The organism is Cellulosimicrobium arenosum (assembly GCF_014837295.1).
Taxonomy (GTDB): Bacteria; Actinomycetota; Actinomycetes; order Actinomycetales; family Cellulomonadaceae; genus Cellulosimicrobium; species Cellulosimicrobium arenosum.
Genome location: NZ_JACYHB010000004.1, coordinates 244,528 through 269,255, shown reverse-complemented (window position 1 = coordinate 269,255; position 24,728 = coordinate 244,528). Strand labels below are relative to the sequence as shown.

The 24,728-nt window shown below is 75.2% G+C and carries 25 protein-coding genes; 13 read left to right on the top strand and 12 right to left on the bottom strand.

From position 1 onward, the window contains the following. Positions 1-137: 137 nt before the first annotated feature. Positions 138-992, bottom strand: coding sequence for an alpha/beta fold hydrolase (locus IF651_RS07465; RefSeq protein ID WP_191828451.1), 855 nt, complete (start codon positions 990-992; stop codon positions 138-140). 78 nt (positions 993-1,070) lie between these two features. Between IF651_RS07465 and IF651_RS07460 the strand changes: the two genes are divergently transcribed. Both IF651_RS07460 and IF651_RS07455 read left to right on the top strand, forming a co-directional pair. Continuing rightward, positions 1,071-2,558 (top strand): M18 family aminopeptidase, encoded by a 1,488-nt coding sequence (locus tag IF651_RS07460; RefSeq protein ID WP_191828450.1) that lies wholly within the window; start codon positions 1,071-1,073, stop codon positions 2,556-2,558. Next, positions 2,551-5,079: a DEAD/DEAH box helicase gene (locus IF651_RS07455; RefSeq protein WP_338403828.1), complete on the top strand. Its 2,529-nt coding sequence runs from the start codon at positions 2,551-2,553 to the stop codon at positions 5,077-5,079. Before IF651_RS07460 ends, IF651_RS07455 begins: the two co-directional genes overlap by 8 nt. 102 nt (positions 5,080-5,181) lie before the next feature. Here the strand turns inward: IF651_RS07455 and IF651_RS17985 are convergent, their stop codons facing one another. From IF651_RS17985 to IF651_RS07440, 3 genes are all read right to left on the bottom strand, one after another. Further along, positions 5,182-5,607, bottom strand: coding sequence for an Rv3654c family TadE-like protein (locus IF651_RS17985; protein WP_191828449.1), 426 nt, complete (start codon positions 5,605-5,607; stop codon positions 5,182-5,184). Beyond that, a complete protein-coding gene (locus IF651_RS07445; RefSeq protein ID WP_422110457.1) occupies positions 5,604-5,900 on the bottom strand; it encodes a TadE family type IV pilus minor pilin in 297 nt (98 codons plus the stop codon). The genes IF651_RS17985 and IF651_RS07445 overlap by 4 nt, the downstream gene beginning before the upstream one ends. Before the next feature lie 71 nt (positions 5,901-5,971). Further along, positions 5,972-6,217: a DUF4244 domain-containing protein gene (locus IF651_RS07440; protein ID WP_191828448.1), complete on the bottom strand. Its 246-nt coding sequence runs from the start codon at positions 6,215-6,217 to the stop codon at positions 5,972-5,974. A gap of 297 nt (positions 6,218-6,514) precedes the next feature. On the opposite strand from IF651_RS07440, the gene IF651_RS07435 reads away from it, so the two are divergent. From IF651_RS07435 to IF651_RS07425, 3 genes are read left to right on the top strand one after another with little or no spacing between them, the layout of a single operon-like run. After that, entirely contained in the window at positions 6,515-6,889 is a 375-nt protein-coding gene (locus IF651_RS07435; protein WP_191828447.1) for a YciI family protein, read from the top strand. After that, the gene (locus tag IF651_RS07430; RefSeq protein ID WP_191828446.1) at positions 6,886-7,233 is read left to right on the top strand and encodes a YciI family protein; all 348 of its coding nucleotides are present in this window, start codon (positions 6,886-6,888) and stop codon (positions 7,231-7,233) included. The genes IF651_RS07435 and IF651_RS07430 overlap by 4 nt, the downstream gene beginning before the upstream one ends. Next, the gene (locus IF651_RS07425) at positions 7,230-8,501 is read left to right on the top strand and encodes a DUF6596 domain-containing protein (protein WP_191828445.1); all 1,272 of its coding nucleotides are present in this window, start codon (positions 7,230-7,232) and stop codon (positions 8,499-8,501) included. The genes IF651_RS07430 and IF651_RS07425 overlap by 4 nt, the downstream gene beginning before the upstream one ends. 43 nt (positions 8,502-8,544) lie before the next feature. Here IF651_RS07425 and IF651_RS07420 read toward each other — a convergent pair whose 3' ends face one another. From IF651_RS07420 to ssd, 4 genes are read right to left on the bottom strand one after another with little or no spacing between them, the layout of a single operon-like run. Further along, complete coding sequence (locus tag IF651_RS07420; RefSeq protein ID WP_191828444.1) at positions 8,545-9,111, bottom strand: type II secretion system F family protein; 567 nt, start codon at positions 9,109-9,111, stop codon at positions 8,545-8,547. Continuing rightward, on the bottom strand, positions 9,108-9,806 hold the full coding sequence (locus IF651_RS07415) for a hypothetical protein (protein ID WP_241744200.1): 699 nt from the start codon (positions 9,804-9,806) through the stop codon (positions 9,108-9,110). The genes IF651_RS07420 and IF651_RS07415 overlap by 4 nt, the downstream gene beginning before the upstream one ends. Continuing rightward, complete coding sequence (locus tag IF651_RS07410) at positions 9,803-10,996, bottom strand: TadA family conjugal transfer-associated ATPase (RefSeq protein ID WP_191828443.1); 1,194 nt, start codon at positions 10,994-10,996, stop codon at positions 9,803-9,805. Before IF651_RS07410 ends, IF651_RS07415 begins: the two co-directional genes overlap by 4 nt. Further along, complete coding sequence (gene ssd, locus IF651_RS07405) at positions 10,993-11,721, bottom strand: septum site-determining protein Ssd (RefSeq protein WP_191828442.1); 729 nt, start codon at positions 11,719-11,721, stop codon at positions 10,993-10,995. Before ssd ends, IF651_RS07410 begins: the two co-directional genes overlap by 4 nt. A 152-nt stretch (positions 11,722-11,873) precedes the next feature. Between ssd and IF651_RS07400 the strand changes: the two genes are divergently transcribed. The 4 genes from IF651_RS07400 (at position 11,874) to IF651_RS07385 (ending at position 16,929) form a co-directional block, all read left to right on the top strand. After that, on the top strand, positions 11,874-12,695 hold the full coding sequence (locus IF651_RS07400; RefSeq protein ID WP_338403826.1) for an HAD family hydrolase: 822 nt from the start codon (positions 11,874-11,876) through the stop codon (positions 12,693-12,695). Between the two features lie 185 nt (positions 12,696-12,880). Further along, positions 12,881-13,789 carry a TrmH family RNA methyltransferase gene (locus IF651_RS07395; protein WP_338403825.1) on the top strand — a complete coding sequence of 303 codons (909 nt, stop codon included), beginning with the start codon at positions 12,881-12,883 and terminating at the stop codon, positions 13,787-13,789. Positions 13,790-13,941: 152 nt separating this feature from the next. Beyond that, positions 13,942-15,960, top strand: a complete 2,019-nt coding sequence (gene acs / locus IF651_RS07390) for an acetate--CoA ligase (RefSeq protein WP_191828441.1) — start codon at positions 13,942-13,944, stop codon at positions 15,958-15,960. 72 nt (positions 15,961-16,032) lie between these two features. Then, the gene (locus tag IF651_RS07385) at positions 16,033-16,929 is read left to right on the top strand and encodes a pentapeptide repeat-containing protein (RefSeq protein WP_191828440.1); all 897 of its coding nucleotides are present in this window, start codon (positions 16,033-16,035) and stop codon (positions 16,927-16,929) included. 38 nt (positions 16,930-16,967) lie between these two features. On the opposite strand, the gene IF651_RS07380 is transcribed toward IF651_RS07385, so the two are convergent. After that, complete coding sequence (locus tag IF651_RS07380) at positions 16,968-18,128, bottom strand: nitrate ABC transporter substrate-binding protein (protein ID WP_191828439.1); 1,161 nt, start codon at positions 18,126-18,128, stop codon at positions 16,968-16,970. Between the two features lie 194 nt (positions 18,129-18,322). Between IF651_RS07380 and IF651_RS07375 the strand changes: the two genes are divergently transcribed. From IF651_RS07375 to IF651_RS07360, 4 genes are all read left to right on the top strand, one after another. Continuing rightward, positions 18,323-19,312 (top strand): isopenicillin N synthase family dioxygenase, encoded by a 990-nt coding sequence (locus IF651_RS07375; RefSeq protein WP_191828438.1) that lies wholly within the window; start codon positions 18,323-18,325, stop codon positions 19,310-19,312. 58 nt (positions 19,313-19,370) lie between these two features. Next, a complete protein-coding gene (locus IF651_RS07370) occupies positions 19,371-20,033 on the top strand; it encodes a GntR family transcriptional regulator (RefSeq protein ID WP_191828437.1) in 663 nt (220 codons plus the stop codon). Positions 20,034-20,112: 79 nt separating this feature from the next. Beyond that, positions 20,113-20,577, top strand: a complete 465-nt coding sequence (locus tag IF651_RS07365) for a MarR family winged helix-turn-helix transcriptional regulator (RefSeq protein ID WP_338403824.1) — start codon at positions 20,113-20,115, stop codon at positions 20,575-20,577. Positions 20,578-20,689: 112 nt separating this feature from the next. Further along, the gene (locus IF651_RS07360) at positions 20,690-21,112 is read left to right on the top strand and encodes an organic hydroperoxide resistance protein (RefSeq protein ID WP_191828436.1); all 423 of its coding nucleotides are present in this window, start codon (positions 20,690-20,692) and stop codon (positions 21,110-21,112) included. Here IF651_RS07360 and IF651_RS07355 read toward each other — a convergent pair. Genes IF651_RS07355 through IF651_RS07345 form a run of 3 tightly spaced genes read right to left on the bottom strand, consistent with a single transcriptional unit; the run spans position 21,093 to position 24,600 of the window. Next, positions 21,093-22,562, bottom strand: a complete 1,470-nt coding sequence (locus tag IF651_RS07355; RefSeq protein ID WP_191828435.1) for an amidohydrolase family protein — start codon at positions 22,560-22,562, stop codon at positions 21,093-21,095. The two genes, IF651_RS07360 and IF651_RS07355, sit on opposite strands and share 20 nt — an antisense overlap. Beyond that, positions 22,559-24,058: an FAD-binding protein gene (locus IF651_RS07350; protein ID WP_191828434.1), complete on the bottom strand. Its 1,500-nt coding sequence runs from the start codon at positions 24,056-24,058 to the stop codon at positions 22,559-22,561. The genes IF651_RS07355 and IF651_RS07350 overlap by 4 nt, the downstream gene beginning before the upstream one ends. After that, positions 24,055-24,600, bottom strand: a complete 546-nt coding sequence (locus tag IF651_RS07345; RefSeq protein ID WP_191828433.1) for a flavin reductase family protein — start codon at positions 24,598-24,600, stop codon at positions 24,055-24,057. The genes IF651_RS07350 and IF651_RS07345 overlap by 4 nt, the downstream gene beginning before the upstream one ends. Positions 24,601-24,728: the final 128 nt, after the last annotated feature.

Here is a 24,728-nt window from a genome sequence, read left to right as displayed (position 1 = left end):
GCGCCGGGCCCCTGCCGACGCGATGGGCTGAGTGTACGCACGTCAGCCCCTCGGTCGGCGAGCCGGAACGCGAGCTCGGTGTCCCACGACGCACGGCCGGACGGGACGGTCCCTGACCCGTGGTGCCCGCCGGAGTCTCATGCGGTGGTGGAACGCGGCCGCGCCACGACGTCGTCGGCGTGCCCGCCGGACGGGTCGGGCACGGCGCTCGGCCCGAGGCGGACCGCACGGGCGAGGTGCCCGACGACGTCGGGCCGGGTCAGGGGGAACAGGTGACCCTGACCGGGGAGCCCGACGCGCGGCAGCCCGAGCCGTTCGGCGAGCTCGCGCTGCTCGCGCAGGAACCGGGCGCTCGCGCGCAGCCCCGACACGAGCAGCGGGCCGGTCGTGGGCGGGACGCGGTGGCCGGCGTCGAGCAGGGCACGGACCCGCGGCGCCTGCGCCCAGCTCGCGGACCACTGGTCGGCGATCTCCAGCCAGCCGAGCCGGTCGCCGTAGCGGGCCGCGGCGACGTCCCGAGGGAGCCGGTCGGGGCGCCGCGCGACCACCCGGACGGCCGCGGCGCGCAGGCGCGGCCCGACGCTCGGCGCGACGAGATCGGCGGTCTTGCCGACCACCGTGCGCACGGCACGCGTCGCCGCGGTCCCCGGGTGCAGGGCGGGCCGCTGCTTCTCGAACGGGCTCATCGGGTCGAGCAGGACGAGGCGCCGCACCTCGTCGGGGTGCAGCAGGGTCCACTCGAGCGCGGCGAGCCCGCCCGCGGAGTGCCCGACGAGCCCGACGCCGTCGTCCGTCCCGGCCGTACCCGGACCACCGACCCCCAGCGCGGCGCGCAGCTCGTCCGCAGGGGCGGTGACGGGAGTGCGCCACGCGTCCAGCACCCGGACCTGGCCGACCGGGTCGAGGACGCGCGCGAGCGGCGCGAAGTCCTCCGGCGTGAGCGCGAGACCCGGCAGCACGACCCAGCGCACGTCCGCCTCCTCCGCTTGCACGACGCCACCCTCCGGCCACCCGACGGGCGGTCGGGACCAGCGTACGGAGGTCTGCCGGTCGTGCGTAGGCTGGAGGCTGTGCCCACGCCGAGCCCCGCCGAACCGACCCTCCACGACCGCGCGACCGCGCACGCGCACGACCTCGCGGCGTTCGTCGAGGCGTGCCCGTCGTCCTTCCACACCGCGCACGAGGTCGCCCGTCGTCTCGTCGCGGAAGGCTTTACGCAGCTCGCCGAGACCGACGCATGGCCGTCGCACGCACCGCACACCGGACCCGACCGCGCGGTGGACGGCCGGCCCGCCGCGGGCGGGCGGTACGTCGTCGTGCGCGACGGCGCGGTGATCGCCTGGGTCGTGCCGCCCGGGGCGACGGCCACGACGCCGTTCGCCGTCCTCGGCGCCCACACCGACTCCCCCGGGTTCAAGCTCAAGCCTCGCCCGGGCATGGTGCGCGAGGGCTGGTGGCAGGCCGGGGTCGAGGTCTACGGCGGTCCGCTGCTGAACTCGTGGCTCGACCGCGAGCTCGAGCTCGCGGGACGCGTCGTGACCGGCGACGGCAGCCGCCCCGAGGACGTGCACCTCGTGCGCACCGGACCGCTCCTGCGCATCCCCCAGCTCGCGATCCACCTCGACCGGCAGGTGAACGACGGCCTCGCGCTCGACAAGCAGCAGCACACCCAGCCGGTGTGGGGGCTCGCGTCGGCGACCGGGCCGGCCGGTTCCGACGCGACCGGTCGGGCGGGGCAGGCGGACGGCCCGGCCGGGGCGGACCTGCTCGCCGAGCTGGCGCACCACGCGGGCGTGCACGCGAGCGAGATCGCCGGGTACGACGTCGTCGTCGCGGACACCCAGCCGCCGCGCGTCTTCGGCGCACGCGACGCGTTCCTCGCCTCCGGCCGCCTGGACAACCTGATCTCGGTCCACGCGGGACTCACCGCGCTGGTCGAGGTCGCCGGTAAGGCCTCGCTCGGTGGCGACACGGGCGAGGACGTCGCGGGTGAGGACGGTACGGGTGAGGACGGTGCGCTCGCCGTGCCGGCGATCCCGGTGCTCGCGGCCTTCGACCACGAGGAGATCGGCTCCGAGTCCCGCTCGGGTGCGTCCGGGCCGTTCCTCGCCGACGTGCTCGCGCGCGTCGACGCGATGCAGGGCGCGACGGTCGAGGAGCGGCACCGTCGGACCGCGGCCTCCCTGTGCGTGTCGAGCGACGTCGGGCACTCCGTGCACCCCAACTACCCGGAGCGCCACGACCCGGCGAACCGACCCCTCGCAGGCGGCGGACCGATCCTCAAGATCAACGCGAACCAGCGGTACACGACCGACGCGCTCGGCGCCGCGGCCTGGGCGCGCGCGTGCGCGTCGGCAGGGGTGCCGAGCCAGGAGTTCGTCTCCCGCAACACCGTGCCGTGCGGCTCGACCATCGGTCCGCTGACCGCGACTCGACTGGGCATCCGCACGGTCGACGTCGGCGTCCCCATCCTGTCCATGCACTCCGCACGCGAGCTCACGGCGGTGGTCGACCCCTGGTACCTCGCGCGGGCGGTCACCGAGATCTTCCGTGGCTGATCTCTCCACCCCGCCGGTCGTGGCGACGGTGAACCCGCTCCTCGACGTGCTCGTCGCGGGCGGGCGTCGGGCGGACCGGCTCACGCACGTCCGCGAGCTGCCCGCGCGTCCCGGGGTCCACGGCGAGTGGCCCTCGTGGGCCGACAGCTCGCTCGTCGCGGGGTACCGCGCGCTCGGTGCCGAGCATCCGTGGCGGCACCAGGCCGAGGCGGCCGACGCCGCGTGGCGCGGCCGGCACGTCGCGCTCGCCACGTCGACGGGGTCCGGCAAGTCGCTGGCCTTCTGGCTCCCGGCACTGACGTCGGTCCGGGCCGACGCCGCGACCCGCACCCTCGACCCCGGGCGCATCGAGTCCGTCGCGCGTCGCGGTTCCGTCCTGTACCTGTCGCCGACCAAGGCGCTCGCCGCCGACCAGCTCGCGGGCCTGCAGCGCCTGCTCGGCGCCGCCGGGGCGCGAGACGTGCGCGTGGCCACGTGCGACGGGGACACGTCCCCCGACGAGCGCCGCTGGGTCCGCGAGCACGCCGACGTCGTGCTGACCAACCCCGACTTCCTGCACTTCGCGCTCCTGCCGAACCACCGGCGCTGGTCGCGGCTCCTGCGCGACCTGCGGTACGTCGTCGTGGACGAGGGGCACGCCTACCGGGGCGTGTTCGGCGCGCACGTGTCGCTCGTGCTGCGGCGGCTGCGGCGCCTCGCCGCGCACTACGCGCGCGAGGGCGACCCGGCGCCGACGTTCGTGGTGGCGTCCGCGACGACGGCGGAGCCGGCCGTGAGCGCGGCGCGGCTCGTCGGCGTGGACGCGGCGGACGTCGTGACGGTCGCGGGCGACACGTCCCCCTCCGGCCACCGGACGTTCGTCCTGTGGGAGCCGCCGGTCGTCGCGGGCTTCGAACGGGCCGCCGAGACGCCGGGCCCTGACCGGCACGTCCGGGAGCACACCGGGGAGCACGTCGACGAACCAACGGTGCCGACCACGGTCGAGGAGGCGCCCGACCACCCGCGGCGCAGCGCGACGGCGGAGGCGGCGGACCTGCTCGCCGACCTCGTCCTGGCCGGCGCGCGCACGCTCGCGTTCACGCGCTCGCGCCGCGGCGCGGAGTCCGTGGCGACGCAGACGCAGGACTACCTGCGGCCCGTCGACGCAGACCTCGCGCGCCGCGTCGCCGCCTACCGCGGCGGGTACCTGCCCGAGGAGCGGCGGGAGCTCGAGGACGCCGTGCGCTCCGGCGCGGTCCGCGCGCTCGCCACGACGAACGCGCTCGAGCTCGGCGTCGACATCTCCGGTCTCGACGCCGTGCTCGTCGCTGGCTGGCCGGGAACCCGCATGTCGGTGTGGCAGCAGGCCGGGCGCGCAGGGCGTGCCGGAGCGGACGGGCTCGTCGCGTTCGTCGCCCGCGAGGACCCGCTCGACACCTATCTCGTGCACCATCCCGAGGCGATCTTCGACGCCCCGCTCGAGGCGACGGTCTTCGACCCCGCGAACCCGTACGTCCTCGCGCCGCACCTGTGCGCGGCGGCCGCGGAGATCCCGCTGCGCGCCGAGGACCTGGCCACGTTCGGCGACCCGGCTGCGATCACCGACCTCCTGGGCGTGCTCGTCGCGCGCGGCGCGCTGCGGCGCCGGTCGTCGGGGTGGTACTGGACCCATGCCCAGCCTGCGGCGGGCATGACGGACCTGCGCGGGTCCGGCGGCTCCCCCGTGCGCGTGGCCGAGTCGAGCACGGGTCGTCTGCTCGGGACCGTGGACGCAGCGTCGGCCGACGGCTCCGTGCACGACGGCGCGGTGTACGTCCACCAGGGCGCCACGTACGTCGTCGAGAGCCTGGACCTGGCCGACGGCGTCGCGCTCGTCCGCCGGACCGACGTGGACTTCGGCACGTGGTCGCGCTCCGCCCTGTCGATCACGATCGCGGACGAGCCCGGCGCCGGCGACGCCGCAGCCGGTCGGGACGTGGTCGGGCGGAGCTGGGGACCGGTCGGGTGGGGGTACGGCCCGGTCGACGTGAGCTCGCAGGTCGTGAGCTTCCAGCGCCGGCACCTGCCCGACCTGCAGATCCTCGGGACCGAGCCGCTCGACCTGCCCGAGCGCACCCTGCCGACCATGGCCGTGTGGTGGACGGTGCCGGAGTCGGTGCTCGAGGAGGCGGGCGTCGATGCGGACACCGCACCCGGCGCCCTGCACGCCGCGGAGCACGCGTCGATCGGCCTGCTCCCGCTGCTCGCGACGTGCGACCGCTGGGACCTCGGCGGCGTCTCCACCGCGCTGCACGTCGACACCGAGCAGGCCACGGTGTTCGTCTACGACGCCTACCCCGGCGGTGCGGGATTCGCCGAGCGCGGCTACGAGCTCGGCGCGACGTGGCTGCGGGCGACGCGCGACGCGATCGAGCGTTGCCCCTGCCACGACGGGTGCCCCGCGTGCGTGCAGTCGCCCAAGTGCGGGTCCTACAACGCGCCGCTCGACAAGGACGCCGCCGTGCGGCTCCTCGACGCGGTGCTCGCCCACTCCCCGGCCTGACCGCGACCCGAGGACCGGAGTGCTCGACCTGGCACCCGATCCGGCGGCCACCCGCACTGCCGGCCGCCGCCCTGCCGGCGTGCCGGCGTGCCGGTGCGCTCCTCACCGCAGGCTCGCCGGCCCTGCGCGTGCGGAGGCGCGGGCCGAGCCGACGCGGACGCCGAGGACCCGCACGCCGCGCTCGCCCGCGACGTCGACCCGGACGGAGCCGTCGCCCACCGCAGCGCACCCGGTGACGACCGTTCCGTTGCGACGCGCCACGGCGCCGGCGCGCTCGCACGGGTCCCACCCGTCACGCTGTGCCCTCGCGGCGGCGAGCGCCGCGAGGTCCGCGCCGGCCTGTGCGGTCCCCCGCGCCACCTGCGCCTGCGCGAGTGCGCCGAGCGCCAGGAGGACGACCACCAGCGCCGTCACGATCCCCAGGACGAGCACCGTTCCGGAGCCCCGCTCGTCCCGGCACCCATGGTCCCGGCACCCGTTCTCCTGGCACCCGGGCGCCCGCTCGCGCGCGTGCTCCCGGCCGGTCACGGCTCGACCCACGCCTCGGCCCGGCCGGTCACCCGGAACGACCCGACGAGACCACCGCCGACCACCGGAGTCCGCACCTCGACGGCGAGCCAGGGATCACCGGGCACCAGGACGACCTCCGACCCGTCGCCCGCGAGCCGCAGCGCCGTGGCCCGCACGGTCGCATCGTCCTCCCCGATCGCCGCCGCGCGTGCCGCACCCCTCGCCGCGTCCGCGGCGCGCATCTGCGCGCCGGCGGCCGCGGCGAGGGTGAGCACGGCGACGAGGACCAGGACGACGGCGGGTAGCGCCACCGCAAGCTCCACGGTGACCGATCCGTGCTCTCGGTCGCCGCGCACGGGCACCGCCCTGGGCCGTCGCACGCTCAGCCCAGCGAGAGCGCGCTGCTCACGATGCCCATGAGCAGCTCGCGGACCTCGCCGCTCTTGAGCACGACGATCAGCAGCCCGGCGAACCCGGCCGCCGCCACGGTGGCGATCGCGTACTCCGCCGTGGCCAGACCCTCCTCGGGGTCCTGCGCCCCGTCGCTCCCGGTCAGCCTCGCGACGATCCGCTCGTGCGGTCGCGACACCGACGACGGCAGGGCTCCCGGTGGGTTCGATGTCGACATGTCTGCACTCCTTCCTCGTGGCCCGCGGTCGCGGGCGGGTGCGCCCACTGTGGCGAGGGAGAAGGCTCCGCCGTCGGGCGCGGTACCCGCTCGGTGGACAACGCCGTCGAGGACGGTCCTGTGGACGGCCAGGAACGGCACGACCCTGCGGTCCAGGTCCTGAGGTGGGGCCGGTCGAGAACTCTGCGAGAGTGGTTGTCGATCCGCGCGGGTCTCGGACGTCGACACAGCAGGACCCCGACCAGGGGTTCGCGTCCGCGGCACGACGCGGACGTCGTATCGCGTCAGGAGAAGACCGTGAGCACCGAGCACATCATCCTCATCCACGACGACGAGAGCGCCTGGGAGAACCCTGCTCCCGGCCTGCGCGAGGCCACCTTCGCGCGGCACGAGGAGTTCACGCGGCTCTGCGACGCGCGAGGCCACCGCATCACCGGCGGCGCCGAGCTGCACAGGTCGACCACGGCGCGCACCGTCCGACCGGGTGCCACCGCCGACCAGGCGCTCGTCACCGACGGCCCGTTCACGGAGCTCGTCGAGCAGGTCGGCGGCTTCTACACCGTGGAGACGGACGACCCGGACGACCTCCTGCGGGTCCTCGCCGAGGCGTTCGCCGGGAGCCCTGAGACCTTCGAGGTGCGGACCGCCGTCGCCGCGGACGTCCCGGCATGAGGTTCGTGCTGCTGCTGCACGAGGACGAGCAGGTCTGGGCCCGCGCAGGCGCCACCGAGCGCGCCGACCACGTCCGACGTCACGACGCGTTCTCCGAAGCGGTCCGCGCCCGTGGAGAGCTGGTCGGGGGTGAGGCCCTGAGCGCCGTCGCGGCGGCGACGACGGTGCGCCGCGACGCCGAGAGCACCACCGTGACCGAGGGCCCCTACGCGGAGACCGTCGAGCAGCTCGGCGGCTTCTACGTCGTCGACCTGCCCGACCTCGACGCCGTCCTGGAGGCCGTCGCGCTCCTTCCGCCGTACTCCGTCGAGGTGCGTCCCGTGGTCGACCTGGACGACCGGTGACGACGGCGTCCGAGGCGCTGTCCGCGGCCTGGCGCGACCACTGGGCGCGGCTCCTGGCCGCGCTCGTGGGGCGCTACCGCCGGCCGGATCTCGCCGAGGACGCGCTCGCGGACGCGTACGCGGCCGCAGCCCGGGTCTGGCCCGTCGAGGGCGTCCCGGCCAACCCCGCCGGCTGGCTGCGGACCGCGGCCGGCCGGCGGGTCCTCGACCGGCTGCGCGCGGAGGCGGTGGCCTCCAGGAAGGAACCGCTCATGGTCGTCGAGGAGCGTCGGCGTCCCGGCCCGCCCCTGCCCGGCGACGAGCCCGACGACGGCGCGCACGTCGCGGACGAGCGCCTGCGGCTCGTCTTCGCGTGCTGCCACCCGGCCCTGTCGCCCGAGGCCCGCGCCGCGCTGACGCTGCGGTTCGTCGCCGGTCTGGGGGTCCCCCACATCGCCCGGTTGTTCCTCGTTCCCGAGGCCACCATGGCGGCCCGGGTCACGCGCGCGAAGAAGCGCCTCGCGGCGTCGGGCATCCCGTTCGCGATCCCCCCGCGAGGACGGCTCGACGAGCGGCTCGACATGGTCGCGACCGTGCTCTACCTCGCGTTCACGGCGGGCTACGCGCCCGGCACGGGACCGGACCTCGTGCGCGTCGCCCTCGCGGGCGAGGCGATCCGGCTGGTGCGCCTGCTCGACGAGCTCCTGCCCGGCCGCCCCGTCGTCCGGGCCCTGCTCGCCCTCGTCGTCCTGCAGCACTCGCGGCGCGACGCCCGCACCCGGCCCGACGGCGCGCTCGTCCTCCTGCCCGACCAGGACCGGTCGTCCTGGCACGAGGACGAGATCGCGGTCGGCCTCGCGGTGCTCGCCGACGTGCCCGACGACGTCTCCGGCCTCGCCCGGGACTACCTGCTCCAGGCGCGGGTGGCGGCAGAGCACGCGCGCGCCGGCGACGCGGCCGAGACGGACTGGACCGCGATCGCCGTCCACTACGCGGCGCTCGACGCGCACACGCGCTCGCCGGTCGTCCGGCTGGCGCGCGCGGTCGCCGTCGCCGAGGCCGAGGGCCCGCAGGCCGGGCTCGCACTGCTCGACGGGCTCGACGGCCTGCTCCCCCACAGCCATCGCCTGCCGGCGACCCGGGCGGAGCTGCTCCTGCGAGCGGGCAGGGGTGACGAGGCGCTCACCGCGTTCGACGACGCGATCGCACGGTGCGCGAACGGCGCCGAGCTGACCCACCTCCACCGACGGCGGCTCGCCGTCGCGGACCAGCAGCGAACTGCGGGCTGACCCGCGGAACCTGCCGCGACCCGCGGGCCGCTCGCCGCGGTGCTCACCCGAGCATGCCTGCGCCGAGGGAGAGCAGCACCGGGAGCAGACCGAGCAGCACGAACGCGGGCAGGAAGCACGCACCGAGGGGCAGGACGAGGTGCACGCCCAGTCGCGCCGACGCCGTCCGCGCGGCCGCGACCCGGTCCTGTCGCAGCGCGACCCCCGCCGTGCGCAGCGACTGCGCGGGAGCGGCGCCGTGCAGCCACGCCGGGCGCAGGGCTCGGCGCACCACGTCCAGGCGAGGAGACGCACCGGTCCAGGCCGCGTCCCACGACGACCCGAGGACGAGCGCCGCGCCCACCCGGCCCAGCGCCGCGCCGTCGGGTCCGCCGATCGCCGAGCCGACCGCCCCGAGCGCGCGCGGCAGCGACGACCCGGCCCGCACGGCCGCGGCGAGCAGCTCGAGCAGGACGCCGATCTCCACCGCGCCGCTCTCCTCAGGCTCCGCCGCCACGACCGGGCCGGTACGCGCCGCGAACCGTGCGCGCCGCTCGGCACCGGCGCGCACGCACCACCACGGCGTCATCGTGACGAGCGCGCACGCGGCCACGACCAGTCCCGCGCTCATCCGCCCTCCTCTCCTGCGGCTCTCGCCCGTGCCACGAGTCGGCGCGACCACGCACAGCCCGCGAGGAGCAGGAGGACGCCGAGCACCACACCGACCGTGCCGATCCCGCCGCCCGTCGCGGTCGCCAACGGGTCCGCGCCGAGGACGTAGCCGAGCAGCACCCCGACCACCGGGAGCCACAGCAGCACCCGCGTCGTCGCGCGGGGACCCGCGAGCGAGGCCTCCCGCTCCGCCCGCGCCTCCGCCTCCGCGGCGACGCACGCGGCGGTCTCCTCGAGCACGGCGACGAGCGGGGCGCCGACGTCGACGGCGAGCCGGCACGCGGCGACCAGGGCGCGCGCGGTGCCGAGGTCCCCGACGTGCCGGGCGAGGTCCGCGGTCCGTGGCACGCCCCTCGGGTCGGGTCGCACCCCGAGCGCCTGCTCCCACGCCGTCCCCGCGGCGGCGCCGGCGCTCATCAACGACCCGACCTGCGCGACGACGAGGCGCACCCGCTCCGGCGCGGGCGCGTCGCCCCGCCGACGCCCGCGCACCACGGACCGGATCGACACGGACCTGGATCCCGGCACCGCACCGGGCGGCTCGGGCGACCGGTCGGCCGTGCGCCGCGCGCTGCGCCCGCCGCGCTCCAGCACGCACCACGCGGCCAGACCGACGAGCAACCCCGCTCCCAGCTCCGCGTACCCGGCGCTCAACCGGCCCGCCCCGGCAACGACCAGCGGCGCGCGAAGGCGTCGTGGGCGGGGCCGGCCACCGGCACGCCCGCCCCGCCCCAGGTCGCTGCGACGTCGACCCGTAGCGCGCCCCGCTCGCCCGTGCGCACGAGCCCGATCTGCGCGAGATGCCGCCGGGTCGTCGTGCCGCGGCGTGCGCGGCGCAGGTGCAGCACGACGTCCAGCCCGCCCACCGCCTGCGCGGCGACCGCCGCACGGTCCATCCCGGCGAGCGCCGCGAGCGCCTCGAGCCGCGCGGGCACGACCTCGACGTCGTTCGCGTGGATCGTCGCCAGCCCGCCCTCGTGGCCGGTGTTCAGGGCCATGAGGACCTCGCGCACCTCCGCGCCGCGGCACTCACCGAGGACGATGCGGTCGGGCCGCATCCGTAGCGCCGCGCGGACCAGGTCGGCGAGGTCGACGCCGCCCGCGCCCTCCACGTTGGGGCGGCGCGCAGTCAGGGGGACGACGTGCGGGTGGTCGGGCGCGAGCTCGCGCGCCTCCTCGACGCAGACCACGCGCTCGTCGCCCGGGACGAGGGCGAGCAGTGCCGCGAGGAGCGTCGTCTTCCCCGTCCCCGTCCCGCCGGAGACGAGCACCGACGCGCGGCGGGCGACGAGCTCGCGCAGCACGCCCTCCCAGGCGGGTGGGACCGTGCCCGCCCGGACGAGCGCCGCCAGGTCGAACGCGTGGGGGCGCAGCACCCGCAACGAGATCACCGCGCCGGCCTCGCACACCGGCGCGACGAGCGCGTGCAGCCGGGTCCCGTCGGGCAGGCGCGCGTCCACCACCGGGGCCGCGTCGTCGAGCCGCTGGCCGCCGGCCGCGGCGAGCCGGACCGCGAGGGCGCGCACGTCGTCCGGACCACCGAGACGCACGTCCGCGCGCTCCACGCCGGCGCCGCGGTCCACCCAGACCTCGTCCGGACCGTTGACCAGCACGTCCGTCACGCCGGGCTCGTCCAGGAGCACCTGCAGCGGTCCGGCACCGTACAGCTCGGCGCGCGCCGTCCGGGTGAGCTCACGGAGCGCGGTCGTGCCGAGGACCCGGCCGGACGCGCGCAACGCCTGCGCGAGCTGCTCGTCGTCGAGCGCGCGTCCGTCGCGCTGCCCGTCCTCCCGGACCAGGCGGTCGCGGACGCCGTCGACCAGCCCCTGCCTCGTCCCCCTCATCCGCGGCCTCCCGGGCCGAGGTACCGCGCTGCGAGCCGGCGGCCCGCCCGCTCGAGCGGGCCGCGACCCGCGCACGGGCCGAGCCCTCGTTCGACGCCGATCGCCACGCCCCGGTCCCAGCGCACGTGCTCCGCGACCTCGAGCCCGACCGCGTCGGCGACCTCCGCACGGGACAGACCTGCGGGCGCCGGACCGCGGACGACGAGCGCGACGGGTGGGCCGTCGTCGGGCAGCCGGTCCCGGGCCGCAGCCGCCCCCGCGACCGCCGGGACGTCGAGCGGGGTGACGACCAGCACCTCCGTCGTGGCGTCCAGGAGCCCGCGCACCGCGAGCGACCCGACGTCGCGCGGCAGGTCGAGCACCACGACGCCGCCCCGCGCCGTGCACCAGTCGGCGAGCGCCGCGACGACGTCGGCCACCGCCCCCGCGGGCGGACCGCCCGCACGCGTGCCGCTGACGACGTGGACGCGGTCCCAGCGCGGCAGCCGCGCCGCGAGGTCCTCGCCGTCCAGGCGGCCCCGCGCGTCCTCCAGGTCGGTCCACCGCACGCCGGGAGCGTCCTCGACCCCGAGCAGGAGGTCGAGGCCACCGCCCACCGCCGCGAGGTCGACCAGGCACACCGGGACACGGCGGCCCCGGGCGGCGCCGCGTGCCAGGGCCGCCGCGACGACGCTCGCCCCGGCCCCGCCGCGGGCACCGGTCACCCCGACCACCGCTGCGGTCATCGTCCACCTCCGTCCGGGCGCCGACGTCGCTCGGCCCGCCACCAGCCTGGCGACGCGGCGAGCGCGGCACCACGCGGTCCGGCACCACCTGTGGACGACACCGTCTGAAAAGGGTCCTGTGGACGGCCAGGGTCCGCGGCTAGGCTCGGATCGTGACGCAGACCCGCACCGCAGCGTTCTTCGACCTCGACAAGACGATCATCGCGACGTCGTCCGCCGCGGCGTTCTCCCGACCGTTCTTCGCGGGTGGCCTGATCTCCCGGGCGGACGTGATCCGCAGCGCGTACGCGCACTTCCTGTTCATGGCCGGCGGCGCCGACGCCGACCAGACCGAGCGGCTGCGTGCTCACCTGTCCTCGCTCGTCACGGGCTGGGACGTCGAGACCGTCTCGCGGATCGTCGCCGAGACGCTGCACGACCACATCGACCCCGTCGTCTACGCCGAGGCCGTCGAGCTCATCGAGGCCCACCACGAGCGCGGTCACGACGTCGTCGTCGTCTCGGCGTCCGGGAGCGAGCTCGTCGAGCCGATCGCGGCCGTCCTCGGCGCGGACCACACGATCTCCTCGCGGATGGAGGTCGTCGACGGCCTGTTCACGGGGCAGATCGACTTCTACGCCTACGGCGAGAACAAGGCGGTCGCGCTCCGCGAGCTCGCCGAGCGCGAGGGGTACGACCTCGCCGCGAGCTACGCCTACTCGGACTCGGTGACCGACGCGCCGATGCTCGCCGCCGTCGGGCACGCCGCGGCCGTGAACCCGGACCGCACGCTGCGCCGCCTGGCCGAGGAGAGCGGGTGGGACGTCCTGACGTTCAGCCGGCCGGTCGCGCTGCGGACCGGGCTGAGCGCCGCGACGCCGCTGCTCGCCGCCGCGGGGGTCGCGGCGGTCGCCGTCGTCGCCTGGCTGGTGGTGCGCGGGCTGCGCCGGCGTCGAGCGGTCCCGGGTCCGCAGGACCGGGTTCGAACACCGTAGAACACGGTGTGAGGATCACCGCAGGGGGTTGCGCGCGGCGGCGGCCCGGGTTGTCATGGGAGGACAACAGCATCGCGGCGGTACCCACGCGCAGGTAGTCCCCTTGGAGGACTCGCTGACCGGGCACCCGGGCCCTCGGCACCACTGACGGCCCCGACCGTTGCAGCGGCTCACACCGTGCACGCATGATCACCGTCGCCGCTGGCGACCTCGGCGTCCGCAAGGGCGCCGTCGTCGTGTCCGGACATACTGGTCCCATGACATCGGCGCCGCGCGTGCAGCGCATCACCACCCGCAACGCGGCCTTCCAGCAGTGGCAGTCGCTCCTCACCAACCGCACCAAACGCCATCGGGCGGGCGAGCTGCTCGTGCAGGGTGTTCGCCCCGTGACGCTCGCCGTCGAGTCGGGGTGGACCGTGCGCACCTGGCTGGTCGACGCCGAGCGGCCGCTCTCGTCGTGGGCGCACGCGATGCTCGACCGCGTCCGCACCCGGCGCTTCGAGGTCTCGACCGAGCTGATGCGCGAGCTGGGCGGCAAGGACGACGACGCACCGGAGCTGCTCGCGGTCGTCGAGATGCCGCCCGACGACCTGGGCCGGGTCCCGGTCGGTGACGGGTTCCTCGGCGTCGTGCTCGACCGTCCCACCAGCCCCGGGAACGTGGGCACGGTGGCGCGATCGCTCGACGCGTTCGGCGGGTCGGGTCTCGTCGTCGCGGGGCATGCCGCGGACCCCTACGACCCGCGCGCCGTGCGGGCCAGCACCGGTTCGATCTTCGCCGTCCCCACCGTCCGGGTCCCGTCGGGGCGCGAGGTGCTCGACTGGGTCGCGGAGCGACGGTCCGGAGGTCGGCCTCTGACGCTCGTCGGGACCGACGAGGACGGCGACGTCGAGCTGGCCGCGCACGACCTCACCGGTCCGACCCTCGTGCTCACCGGCAACGAGACGAGCGGCCTGAGCAGCGCGTGGCGCGAGGCGTGCGACGTGATGGTCTCGATCCCCATGCTCGGCTCGGCGAGCTCGCTGAACGCGGCGAGCGCCACCACCGTGGTCCTCTACGAGGCGGTGCGGCAGCGTCGTTCGGTTGCTTTGTGAGGAGACCGTCCAAATAGTCGTCGGTCGTGGTGCGCGTCACGGCCGCGGGTCTAGACTCGCGTCGGCGGGGCGCTGCCCCGCGCACCCGCGGCGCGCTGCTGCGCACACGCCGTCGGGCACCGCACCAGAGACGATGCGCACCGGAGGTCAGCGTGCCAGAGTACGAGCCCACCACCGCCCAGTCCGGCCTGGAGAACCTCCTGCACGAGTCCCGGGCGTTCCCGCCGAGCCCCGAGTTCGCGTCAGCGGCCAACGCCCGGCCCGGGATCTACGACGAGGCGGCCGCGGACCGCCTCGCGTTCTGGGCGAAGCAGGCGAACGACCTCGTCACGTGGCGCACGCCGTTCACCGAGACGCTCGACTGGTCCCAGGCACCCGTCGCCAGATGGTTCGCCGACGGGACGCTCAACGCCGCCTACAACGCGGTCGACCGCCACGTCGAGGCGGGCCTCGGGGACCGGGTCGCGCTCCACTTCGAGGGGGAGCCGGGCGACACCCGCAGCGTCACGTACGCCGAGCTGCAGCGCGAGGTGTCGCGTGCCGCGAACGCGCTCGGTGCGCTCGGCGTGGGCACCGGGGACCGCGTCGTCATCTACCTGCCGATGATCGTCGAGGCCGTCGTCGCGATGCTCGCGTGCGCCCGCGTCGGCGCCCCGCACTCCGTCGTGTTCGGCGGGTTCTCCGCCGACGCCCTGCGCAGCCGCATCGCCGACGCCGAGGCGAAGCTCGTCATCACCGCCGACGGCGGGTACCGGCGCGGCAACCCGTCCGCGCTCAAGCCCGCGGTGGACGAGGCGATCGGCCCCAAGGAGGGCGCGCCCGCGACGACCGTCGAGCACGTGCTCGTCGTGCGGCGCACCGGTCAGGACACCGCGTGGACCGAGCACCGCGACGTGTGGTGGCACGAGGCCGTCGAGGCCGCCGACGTCCAGCACGAGCCCGTGTGGGTCGAGGCCGAGCACCCGCTGTTCATCCTCTACACGTCGGGCACCACGGGGAAGCCGAAGGGCATCCTGCACACCACCGGCGGGTACCTCACGCAGACCGCGTTCACGCACCGGAACGTGTTCGACCTCAAGCCCGAGACGGACGTCTACTGGTGCACGGCCGACATCGGCTGGGTCACCGGCCACTCGTACGTCGTCTACGGCCCGCTGCTCAACGGCGCCACGCAGGTGATCTACGAGGGCACGCCCGACACCCCCCACCGGGGTCGCTGGTGGGAGCTCGTCGAGAAGTACAAGATCTCGATCCTCTACACCGCGCCGACCGCGATCCGCGCGTGCATGAAGTGGGGCGAGGAGATCCCCGCGAAGTTCGACCTCTCGAGCCTGCGCGTCCTCGGCTCGGTGGGCGAGCCCATCAACCCCGAGGCCTGGATGTGGTACCGCCGCGTCATCGGCGGCGACCGCACCCCGATCGTCGACACGTGGTGGCAGACCGAGACCGGCGCGATCATGATCTCGCCGCTCCCCGGCGTCACGGCCGCCAAGCCCGGGTCCGCCCAGGTGCCGCTGCCCGGGATCGCCGCGACCGTCGTCGACGACGAGGCCAAGGAGGTTCCCGACGGCGGCGGCGGCTACCTCGTCCTGTCCGAGCCGTGGCCGTCGATGCTGCGCGGCATCTGGGGCGACCTGGAGCGGTTCAAGGACACGTACTGGTCCCGGTTCCCCGGCATCTACTTCGCGGGCGACGGCGCCAAGAAGGACGACGACGGGGACATCTGGCTCCTCGGTCGCGTCGACGACGTCATGAACGTCTCGGGCCACCGCCTGTCCACCACGGAGATCGAGTCGGCGCTCGTGTCCAACCCGATCGTCGCCGAGGCGGCCGTCGTGGGCGCGGCCGACGACCTGTCCGGACAGGCCGTCGTCGCGTTCGTCATCCTGCGCGGCGAGCACGCCGACCGCGCGAGCGACGCCGACGGCGCGGCGGAGGTCCAGACCGAGCTGCGCAACCACGTGGCGAAGGAGATCGGACCCATCGCGAAGCCGAAGAAGATCCTCGTCGTGGCCGAGCTCCCCAAGACCCGGTCCGGCAAGATCATGCGCCGTCTGCTGCGCGACGTCGCGGAGAACCGCACCGTCGGCGACGCCACGACGCTCGCGGACTCCTCGGTCATGGATCTCATCGCCGCAGGGCTGCAGAGGCCGAGCGCGTCGGAGGACTGAGGCGGTTCGTCGCCGGACCGTCCTGACCAGGACGGACGCTCGGGGCGCGGTCGCCGGGACTACCCTCACGAGGTGGCCCCCGACGACCGCGCCCTGCTCCTCGAGCAGCTCGACCTGCGCACCGACTGCTCGCGGTGCACCGGTCTGTGCTGCGTCGCGCTCACGCTGACGCGCTCGGCGGACTTCGCGATCGACAAGCCGGCCGGCACCCCGTGCCCCAACCTGCGCGAGGACTTCGGCTGCAGCATCCACGCGCGGCTGCGCGAGTCCGGCTTCCCCGGCTGCACGGCCTACGACTGCCTCGGCGCGGGCCAGCGCGTGACGGCCACGGTCCGCGCCGCCCACGACGACGCCACGTGGCGCGACGACGCGAGCGCCGCGCGCGACGCGTTCGCTGCGCTGCCCGTCGTCACGCAGCTCCAGGAGCTGCTCTGGTACCTGGCCGAGGTCCGCACGCACCCGGACGCCGGGCCGGTGCACGACGACGCGCGGCAGGCTCTGGACGCCACGTCCCCGCTCGTCGCGCTGGCCCCCACGGACCTGCTCGCGCTCGACGTCGGCGCGGTGCGACGTCGCGTGGGACCGGTGATCGACCGTGCGAGCGCGCTCGTGCGGGACACGGCCGTGCGTCGCGCCCGGCCCGCGCCGCCGGGCAGGGACGCGCTCCCGGTGCCCGCCGGAGGCGCCCGACGTCGGCTGCGCGCCGGTGCGGACCTGGTCGGGGCGTCCCTCGCGCGCCTGGACCTGACGGGTGCGGACCTGCGGGGTGCGTTGCTCCTCGGCGCCGACCTGCGCGGCTCGGACCTGGCCGTCGTCGACCTCCTGGGAGCGGACCTGCGCGGCGCGGACGTGCGCGGCACGGATCTCTCGCACGCGCTGTTCCTGACCCCGGCGCAGGTCGGTGCCGCGAACGGCGACCCGCGGACGCGGCTCCCCGTGGTCGTGGACCGACCGTCCCACTGGGTCTGAGTGCGCACGGGCCGCCGTCGGGCGACGAGACCCCGCCGTCAGCCCATGGTGACGGCGTGGTCCGTGTACTCGTCGGTGAACAGCTCGTCGGCCGTGACGCCGCCGAGGTCCGTCCCCTCCCCCTCGAGGACGCCGACGAGGTCGGTGACGAACGCATCGACGCGGGCCAGGTCGTACGTGCTGACCGAGCCGTCCTCCTCGGGCGCGATCAGGCCCTCGTCGACGAGGGTCCTCGCGCTGTACGCGGCCTCGCCCGCGGAGTACGGCGAGTACCCGGCGTCCTGCTCCACGACGCCGACGATGATGTCGTTCACCGCGTCGGGCGACGCGGCGTAGTCGACGTTGGCCTGCTGGATCATCGGGACGAGGAGGTCGAGGCACGGCGAGAGCTCGTCGACACGGTCGGCCCGGACCGAGACGTTCGAGGCGTAGGCGTCGTAGCCCGCGTCCTTGATGTACGCGAACCCGACGGGCTTGGCCCAAGCAGGGGTCTCGCTCTCGTACGTGTACGGCTCGGAGTTGCCGAAGCCCTGCTGGACGATCGTCGGGTCGCCGACGAACCGGGCCGGGTTCCCGTCGTAGGACGTGTCGACCTGGTCGGCGTCGAGCAGGCCGTGCGCGACCATCCACGCGGGGTAGATCTGGTCCGCCGAGACGACGACGGGGGCGCCGGAGGCGTGCACGTCCTCGACCGACTCGATCTCGGGGTGGGACTCCGGGTCCCACATGAGGATCGCCGGGCTGTACCGCAGGAGGGGGGCCACGCCGACGACGGGTGCCTCCGCCGCCGCGGCGACGAGCTGGTCGCCGTGCACGAGCCCGACCGTGATCGCGTCGTCGACGTACATCTGCGACGGCACCGACTGGAACCCGATGGCCGGTCCGCCGGCGCGCAGCGTGACGTCCACGCCCGTGTCCTCGCCGCCGGCGACGAGCGGTCCCGTCACCGAGTGCTGCTCGGCGTCGACGGTCCAGCCCTCGCCGAGGAGCCCGAACACGGCGCCCTGGTCGGACTGCGGCTGCCACTGGAGCTGGACGACGACCTCGTCCGGGCACTGGCCGACGAGCACGCCGTCGCGGTCGCCCGCGGCCCCGGCGGCGTCGGGGGCGCCGGACGTGGTGCCGCCGGCGCACCCGGCGAGGGCCGCGGCGCTCAGGACCGCGAGGACGGGGACGAGGGCGGTGCGGTGCGTGGTCATGACTGCTCACTCTCTGCGGGGCGATGGTGTGCACCACTGTGACGACCCGATGATTACATGCAATATCACGCTCGTTGCCAGCGTGTTAACTCTTTCAGGATCCGACTTCACCGCTTGACACGCTGCTTTGGCGCTGGGTTACATGTAGACAGCGTCCAGCGACACCGCCAGGGACCTCACCCCAGGGAGACACCATGACCGCCAGCTACGCGCTCGCCGAGCTCGAGAAGGAGTCGCGGATGGGCGGCGTCGGCACCGAGAACGCCGACCGCACCATCCCCCGCATCGACCTGTCGGACTTCGATGCCCGTCGCGCGGAGATCACCGAGGAGCTGTGGACCGCGGCGACCGAGATCGGCTTCTTCCAGCTCGTCCACCACGGCATCCCGCAGGACCAGGTGGACCGCGTGTTCGCCGAGTCCGCCCGCTTCTTCTCGCTGCCGGACGACGTCAAGGCGCGCTACCCGCTCGTCGCGGGCACCAACGCCGGCTGGGAGAAGCTCTCGCAGAAGCGGCCCTCCGTCGACTCCCCCGACCAGAAGGAGTCGTACCAGGTCACCCGTCCGCGCATGGAAGGCCTGTGGCCGGCCGCCGACGAGCTCGCCGGGTTCCGCGAGTTCGTGCTCGACTTCGAGGCGCAGTGCTGGGACCTCGCGATGAAGGTGCTCTCGTGCTTCGCCGAGAAGCTCGGCTTCGACCGCGACTTCTTCGCGCGCGCCCACGACCCGGCGTCGGCCGAGTACCAGTCGACCCTGCGTCTCATCCACTACCTGCCGGTCCCGGAGGAGATGAAGGGTCGCCCCGGGGTCTGGCGCGCGGGAGCGCACACCGACTTCGACTGCCTCACGCTGCTGTTCCAGCGCGACGGGCAGGGCGGCCTGCAGGTCTGCCCGGGCCGCGACGCGGACGCCCAGGAGTGGACTCCCGTGACGCCGTCGGACGACGCGATCACGTGCAACATCGGCGACATGCTGATGCGCTGGAGCGACGACCAGCTGCTGTCGAACTTCCACCGCGTCAAGCTCCCCGGTCAGGGCGACTACACGGGGTCGCGCTACTCGATCCCGTTCTTCGCCCAGGCGAACCGCGACGTCCTCATCGAGACGCCGCAGGGCACCTACCCTCCGATCACCGCGCACGACTACCTGCAGGAGCGGGTCGCCGCCAACTACCGCAAGGCCTGAGGAGGACGGGGAGCGTGGGCACCGGGCTCGGGCACCGTGCGGCCGGATACAGTGCCGCATGACCACCGAGTCCGGTGCCCTCCTCGCCGAGTCCGTCTATCGCACGCTCGTCGACCAGATCTTCGACGGCGACCTCCCGCCCGGTGCCGCCCTGAGCGTCCCGGCGCTCGCCGCGCGGCTCGACGTGAGCCGCAGCCCGGTGCGCGAGTCCGTCCAGCGCCTCATCCACGAGGGCCTCGCCGTGCACGTCCCGCACGCCGGCGCCCGCGTGCTGCAGCTCGACGAGCGCGCGGTGCAGGACGTCCTCGCCGTGCGCGAGGCGCTCGACGGCCTCGCCGCCGAGGAGGCGGCACGCCGGGCCTCGACGCCCGACGTCGCAGGACTGTCCGCGCTCGTCGACCAGCAGCTCGCGGTGCTGGACGAGCCGGCCGACCCCCGCCGCGACGCACGCCTCGACGTCGAGCTGCACTCTCGGGTCCGCGAGCTCTCGGGCAACCTCCCGCTGACCGACGCGCTGCGCCGGCTCGACGCGCAGGCCCACCTCTACACGTCGGGCATGTGGGGGGTCGCCGCCAACCGCCGGCTAGCCGTCGTCGAGCACCGCCGGATCGTCGACGCCGTCGCGGCGGGCGACGCCGCGGGTGCGCGCTCGGCCGCGAGCGCGCACGTCGCGGCGATCGGGGTCCGTATGCGCCGCTGGCGCGCCGACGCGAGCACCTGACCGCTCGCTCCGGCGACACGTCTCCGGTGACGAGCGGCCTCATATTGTGCACAACTGAATTGTGCGCAATAGTGGCTAGGTGAGCACGAACGAACCCGCGGGCGACATCGAGGACATGGTCTGCTTCTCGCTGTACGCCGCCGCGCGCGCCACGACGCAGGCCTACCGGACGCTGCTCGCGCCGTGGGACCTGACCTATCCGCAGTACCTCGTCCTCGTCGACCTGTGGGTGCACGAGCGCCGCACCGTCGGCGAGCTCGGCGACTGCCTCGGGCTCGACTCGGGGACGCTCTCCCCCCTCCTGCGCCGCATGGAGGGCGCGGACCTGCTCGTGCGCCGACGCGAGGCCGGGGACGAGCGGGTCGTGGCGGTCACGCTCACGGCCCGCGGCACGCAGCTGCGCGGCGAGCTCGCCGACGTCCCGCGTCGTGTCTACGAGGGCATGGGACTCGACCTCGACGAGGCCCGCAGGCTCCGGGACACGGTGCACGGGCTCACCGAGGGCATGCGGACAGTCACCGCCACGACACGTGGCGAGCACTGATACCCGCTCCCCCAGGACCCCGACCCTCGCCACCCGGCGTCGGCCGGTCACCAGGCGCGCGACCACGCGCACCCCGTCGGGGCACGACCCCGACCGACGAGAGGACTCCTCCATGGACCCCCTGTACACCGCCGAGGCACTCTCGACCGGAGCCGCACGCAACGGCCACGTCAGCACGAGCGACGGCGTGCTCGACCTCGACCTCGCCGTCCCGCGCGAGATGGGCGGCGCCGGCGGGGCAGCGAACCCCGAGCTGTTGTTCGCCGCCGGCTTCTCCGCGTGCTTCCACTCGGCCCTGCAGGGCGTCGCGCGGTCGCGCAAGGTCGAGGTGCACGACTCCTCGGTCGGTGCCCGCGTGCAGATCGGCCCGAACGGCGACGGCGGCTTCGAGCTCGCGGTGCTGCTCGAGGTCGTCCTGCCCGGCGTCGAGCACGACGTCGCGCAGGAGCTCGCCGACGCCGCGCACCAGGTCTGCCCCTACTCCCACGCCACGCGCGGGAACATCGACGTGACGGTCACGGTCTCCGAGGACTGACGGGGGCGTCGCGCGAGCGTCGCGCCGCCACGGAGACGAGCTCGTCCGCGGTGACGGCGAGACTGCGCCCGTCGGCGTGGGCGGCCCGCTCGATCCGCTCGGCGAGCTCGGCGTCGGCGCGGGCGGCGAGCGGGGTCGTCGCCCGCCCGTCGCGCGCAACGCATCGCCCGCCCACGTACGTCGCCTGCAGGTTGCGCAGCCCGCACGCGAGCACGTACGTCGCGACCACGTCCCACACCGGTCCGGTGCTGGGCGAGCGGTGGTCGACGAGCACGAAGTCCGCGTGCTTGCCGACCTCGAGGCTCCCCACCCGGTCGGCGACGCCGAGCACCTCGGCCGAGCCGAGCGTGTGCAGCCGCAGCATGTCCCGCGGCGAGAGCACGCCGGCATCCTGGTGCAGCGCGCGCTGGGCGTACAGGCCCTGGCGCATGTTCGCCCACGGGTCGGAGATGTCGGTGCACGACTGGTCGTCCAGACCCACCCCCACCGGGATCCCTGCGCGGCGGTACCTGACCACGTCCGCGACCCCCGAGCCGAGCCGACCGTTCGACGTCGGCTGCCACACGACGGGGCTGCCGGCGTCCGAGACGGCGGCGACCATCGAGTCCGTCGGGTGGACGAAGTGCCCGAGGAGCAGGTCCGGCCCCAGCGCGCCCGCCCGCTCGTACCAGGCGAACTTCTCGCGCTGTACGTCGAGGCCCTCGGCGGTCTCGACGAAGTGCGCCTGGTCGGTGATCCCGTGCTCGCGCATCACCGCGACCTCGAGCTCGGCCGTGCGCGGCCCGCTCGCCCACTGCACCGCACCCATGACGGACACGCCGAGGTGCTGGTCGCGCCCGGCACGCCCGGGGTCGCGCGCGGCGTCGACCATGCGCGCGAACCGTGAGAGCACCTCGTCCTCCGGCCCGGCCTCGTCGTCGAGCCGGATCGCGTGCACGGCCCGCAGGCCGGCGTCGACCGTGCCGTCCATCTGGCGGGTCGTGTACTCGTCGGGGTGGACGCGGCCGAGGACGTTGCGCGCGGTCGCCGGGTCGTACAGCCAGGTCACGCCCGACTGCATGAAGTTGTAGGCGCTCGTCACGCCGTTGGCGAGGAAGTCCATCGACCCGTGCAGGGTCGACCAGTACATGTCCTCGGCGTCGGTGTGGCGGAACAGCTCCATCATCGACCGCACCCACGGGTAGAGCGTCGCGTCGGGCGCGATGCCGCGCAGTCCCGACGTGAACAGGTGCGAGTGCGCGGACACGAAACCGGGGGCGAGGATCGCGCCCGCGGCGTCGAGCACGGTCGCGGTCGCGGCGTCGTCGGGCGGCTCGCCCGGGCCGGTCGCGAGGATGCACCCGTCGGTCCCGACCTGCAGCCAGCCGAAGTACCACGGCGGGCCGTCGTCCGCGCCGGGCAGCACGAGGGCGTCGACGACGGTGAGGGCGAGAGGTGCGGTGCGGGTCATGGGGTCCGTTCCTGGTGGTGCGGTGCGGTCTCGACGGCTGAGCAGGGCGGCCCGACGACGGCCGGCCACCCCGGCGGCGGGACGAGTCCGCCGGCGGGGTCGAGCCGGGCGCGCACGGCGGCGACGCGCGCGAGGCCGCCGGGCTCCCAGCAGCGCCCGATCCGCTCGGGCGTCGCACGCAGGTCGAGCTCGCCGACGTAGTGGCCGGTCACGACGTCGGCGAGGGGTTCGACGACGGCCGTGGGCCACGCGAGGTTCGCGGCGTCGTCCACCCCCGGCACCCACGTCGAGTACGCGGCGACGGTCAGGGTCCCGCGCGGTCGGTGCAGCGGCTCGGTGGCGGGCGCAGCGGCACGGCGGTACGAGGCGGAGCTCACGAGCACGCTGGACAGCGGCGACGGCGCGGCCGCGAGCGGTCGCGCCAGCCTCGGCAGGACCTCGGCGTAGCCCGCGCGGGTCCATGTCTGCTGCGCGACGCTCCCGGTCCCGGTCGGCGTGGTGTCGACCCGCAGGAGGTCGGGGATCGACGTCGTCGAGGGCGCGAGCGTGGTCTGCTCGACCGGACCGCACCGGCCCAGCGGAGCCAGCAGCTCCTCGGCGTGGTCGCCGTCGCGGCCGAACGCGGTCACGCTCGCCACCACGACCGGTGGCTCCTCCCTCTCTCCGGGCGAGAGCACGAGGGTGAGCTCGACCTCGGGGGCCAGGTCGGCGGCGAAGGCGTCGGCCCACCTCCCGGCCGCGGCGAGGTCGGAGAGCGCCGTCCGGACGTCGACCCGGAACCGGGCCGTGCGCCGTCGGACCGTCGGCTCGGGCCACAGGCGCAGCCGGAATGCGGTCACGACCGCGGGGAACGCGGGCCCGGCGCCCCGCAGGACGGCGAACGCCTCGGCGTCGGTCTGCGCGTCGAGGCTCGTGCGACGGCCGTCGGCCAGCACCACCTGCGCCCCGAGCACGGACTCGCACGCGCTCCCCCAGGCACCCTGGTTCCAGCCGTTGCCGCCCGCGAGCAGGAACCCGCCCAGACCGACGCTCGCCCTGTGCCCGACGGGGAAGGCGAGACCGGTCCCGGCGAGCGCCTCCGCGAGCGCGAGCGAGGTGGTTCCCGGCCCGACGATCGCCGTCCCGGTCGCGTGGTCGATCGACACGTCGTCGAGGCCCGACACGTCGAGCGCGAGCGCGCCGTCGCGCAGCGCGGTGAACGCCGTGCTGTGGCCGCCCGAGCGGATCGTCACGCCGAGTCCTGCGGCACTGGCGTGGTCCAGCGCGGCGAGGACCCCGGCCGCGTCGCAGACCTGCACGACCCGGGCCGGACGGTCCGGGGGGACGACGCCCGAGACGGCCAGGCCGCGGCGCGCGGCCTCGTAGCGCCCGTCGCCGAGGTCGCTCGAGACGGTGCCGGCGAGCCCGACGGGCGCAGCGCCCGCGGCGGGAGCGGTCTCGACGGCGAACGCGGGGTCGGCGGCGAGAGCGCTGCGGGTGGCGCCGGTGCGCCTCACGCGGTCTGACCGGGCTCGACCGCGAGGGGGCCGACCCGGTGGAAGGCGCGGTCGAAGTGGACGAGGGCCCGGCCGCCATCCGTGTGATCCGGGAGCCCGCGGTGGACCTCGGCCACGCGGCCCAGGAGGAGCACGTGGTCACCGGCCTCGACCTCGTGCCAGGTGTCGCACTCGAGCGCGTACCTGGCGTCGTCGGCCAGGACCGGGATCCCGTGGCGCCCGGTGCGCACGTCCAGCCCGGCGAACTTGTCGGCCGCCTTCGACGCGAAGGTCGCGGCCGTCGACTCGCGGTCGTGCTGCAGCACGTGCACGACGAACGCGCGCGCCTCGCGCAGCGTCGGGAGCGTCCGGCTCGACCGCCCGACCCCGACCGCGAGGAGCGGCGGGTCGAGGCTCACGCTCATGACCGCGGTGGTCGTGAGTCCCGCGGGCTCGCCACCGACCGCCGTCGTCACCACGCACACCCCGCTCGCCAGCCCGGCCATCGCGTCACGGAAGCCGTCGGTGACGGTCGCGGTGCGCGATGTTGATGTCATCAACATGCCCCCATCGTGTGCCCCTGATGTTTCGCGCGCGTCACGCCGACGCACGGAGTCTGTTACGGCTCGCCGGGCCGTCATGTACCGGAGCGCAGGAGGTGGCGGACGGGGGCGGCGAACGCCCGTGCTCC

Bases quoted from the DNA above. Each gene is read 5' to 3' on its own strand.
- IF651_RS07440 (WP_191828448.1), bottom strand. From the start codon at position 6,217: ATGTCGACATCGAACCCACCGGGAGCCCTGCCGTCGTCGGTGTCGCGA.
- IF651_RS07430 (WP_191828446.1), top strand. From the start codon at position 6,886: ATGAGGTTCGTGCTGCTGCTGCACGAGGACGAGCAGGTCTGGGCCCGC.
- IF651_RS07420 (WP_191828444.1), bottom strand. From the start codon at position 9,111: ATGAGCGCGGGACTGGTCGTGGCCGCGTGCGCGCTCGTCACGATGACG.
- IF651_RS07410 (WP_191828443.1), bottom strand. From the start codon at position 10,996: ATGAGGGGGACGAGGCAGGGGCTGGTCGACGGCGTCCGCGACCGCCTG.
- ssd (WP_191828442.1), bottom strand. From the start codon at position 11,721: ATGACCGCAGCGGTGGTCGGGGTGACCGGTGCCCGCGGCGGGGCCGGG.
- IF651_RS07395 (WP_338403825.1), top strand. From the start codon at position 12,881: ATGATCACCGTCGCCGCTGGCGACCTCGGCGTCCGCAAGGGCGCCGTC.
- IF651_RS07380 (WP_191828439.1), bottom strand. From the start codon at position 18,128: ATGACCACGCACCGCACCGCCCTCGTCCCCGTCCTCGCGGTCCTGAGC.
- IF651_RS07375 (WP_191828438.1), top strand. From the start codon at position 18,323: ATGACCGCCAGCTACGCGCTCGCCGAGCTCGAGAAGGAGTCGCGGATG.
- IF651_RS07370 (WP_191828437.1), top strand. From the start codon at position 19,371: ATGACCACCGAGTCCGGTGCCCTCCTCGCCGAGTCCGTCTATCGCACG.
- IF651_RS07360 (WP_191828436.1), top strand. From the start codon at position 20,690: ATGGACCCCCTGTACACCGCCGAGGCACTCTCGACCGGAGCCGCACGC.
- IF651_RS07355 (WP_191828435.1), bottom strand. From the start codon at position 22,562: ATGACCCGCACCGCACCTCTCGCCCTCACCGTCGTCGACGCCCTCGTG.
- IF651_RS07345 (WP_191828433.1), bottom strand. From the start codon at position 24,600: ATGTTGATGACATCAACATCGCGCACCGCGACCGTCACCGACGGCTTC.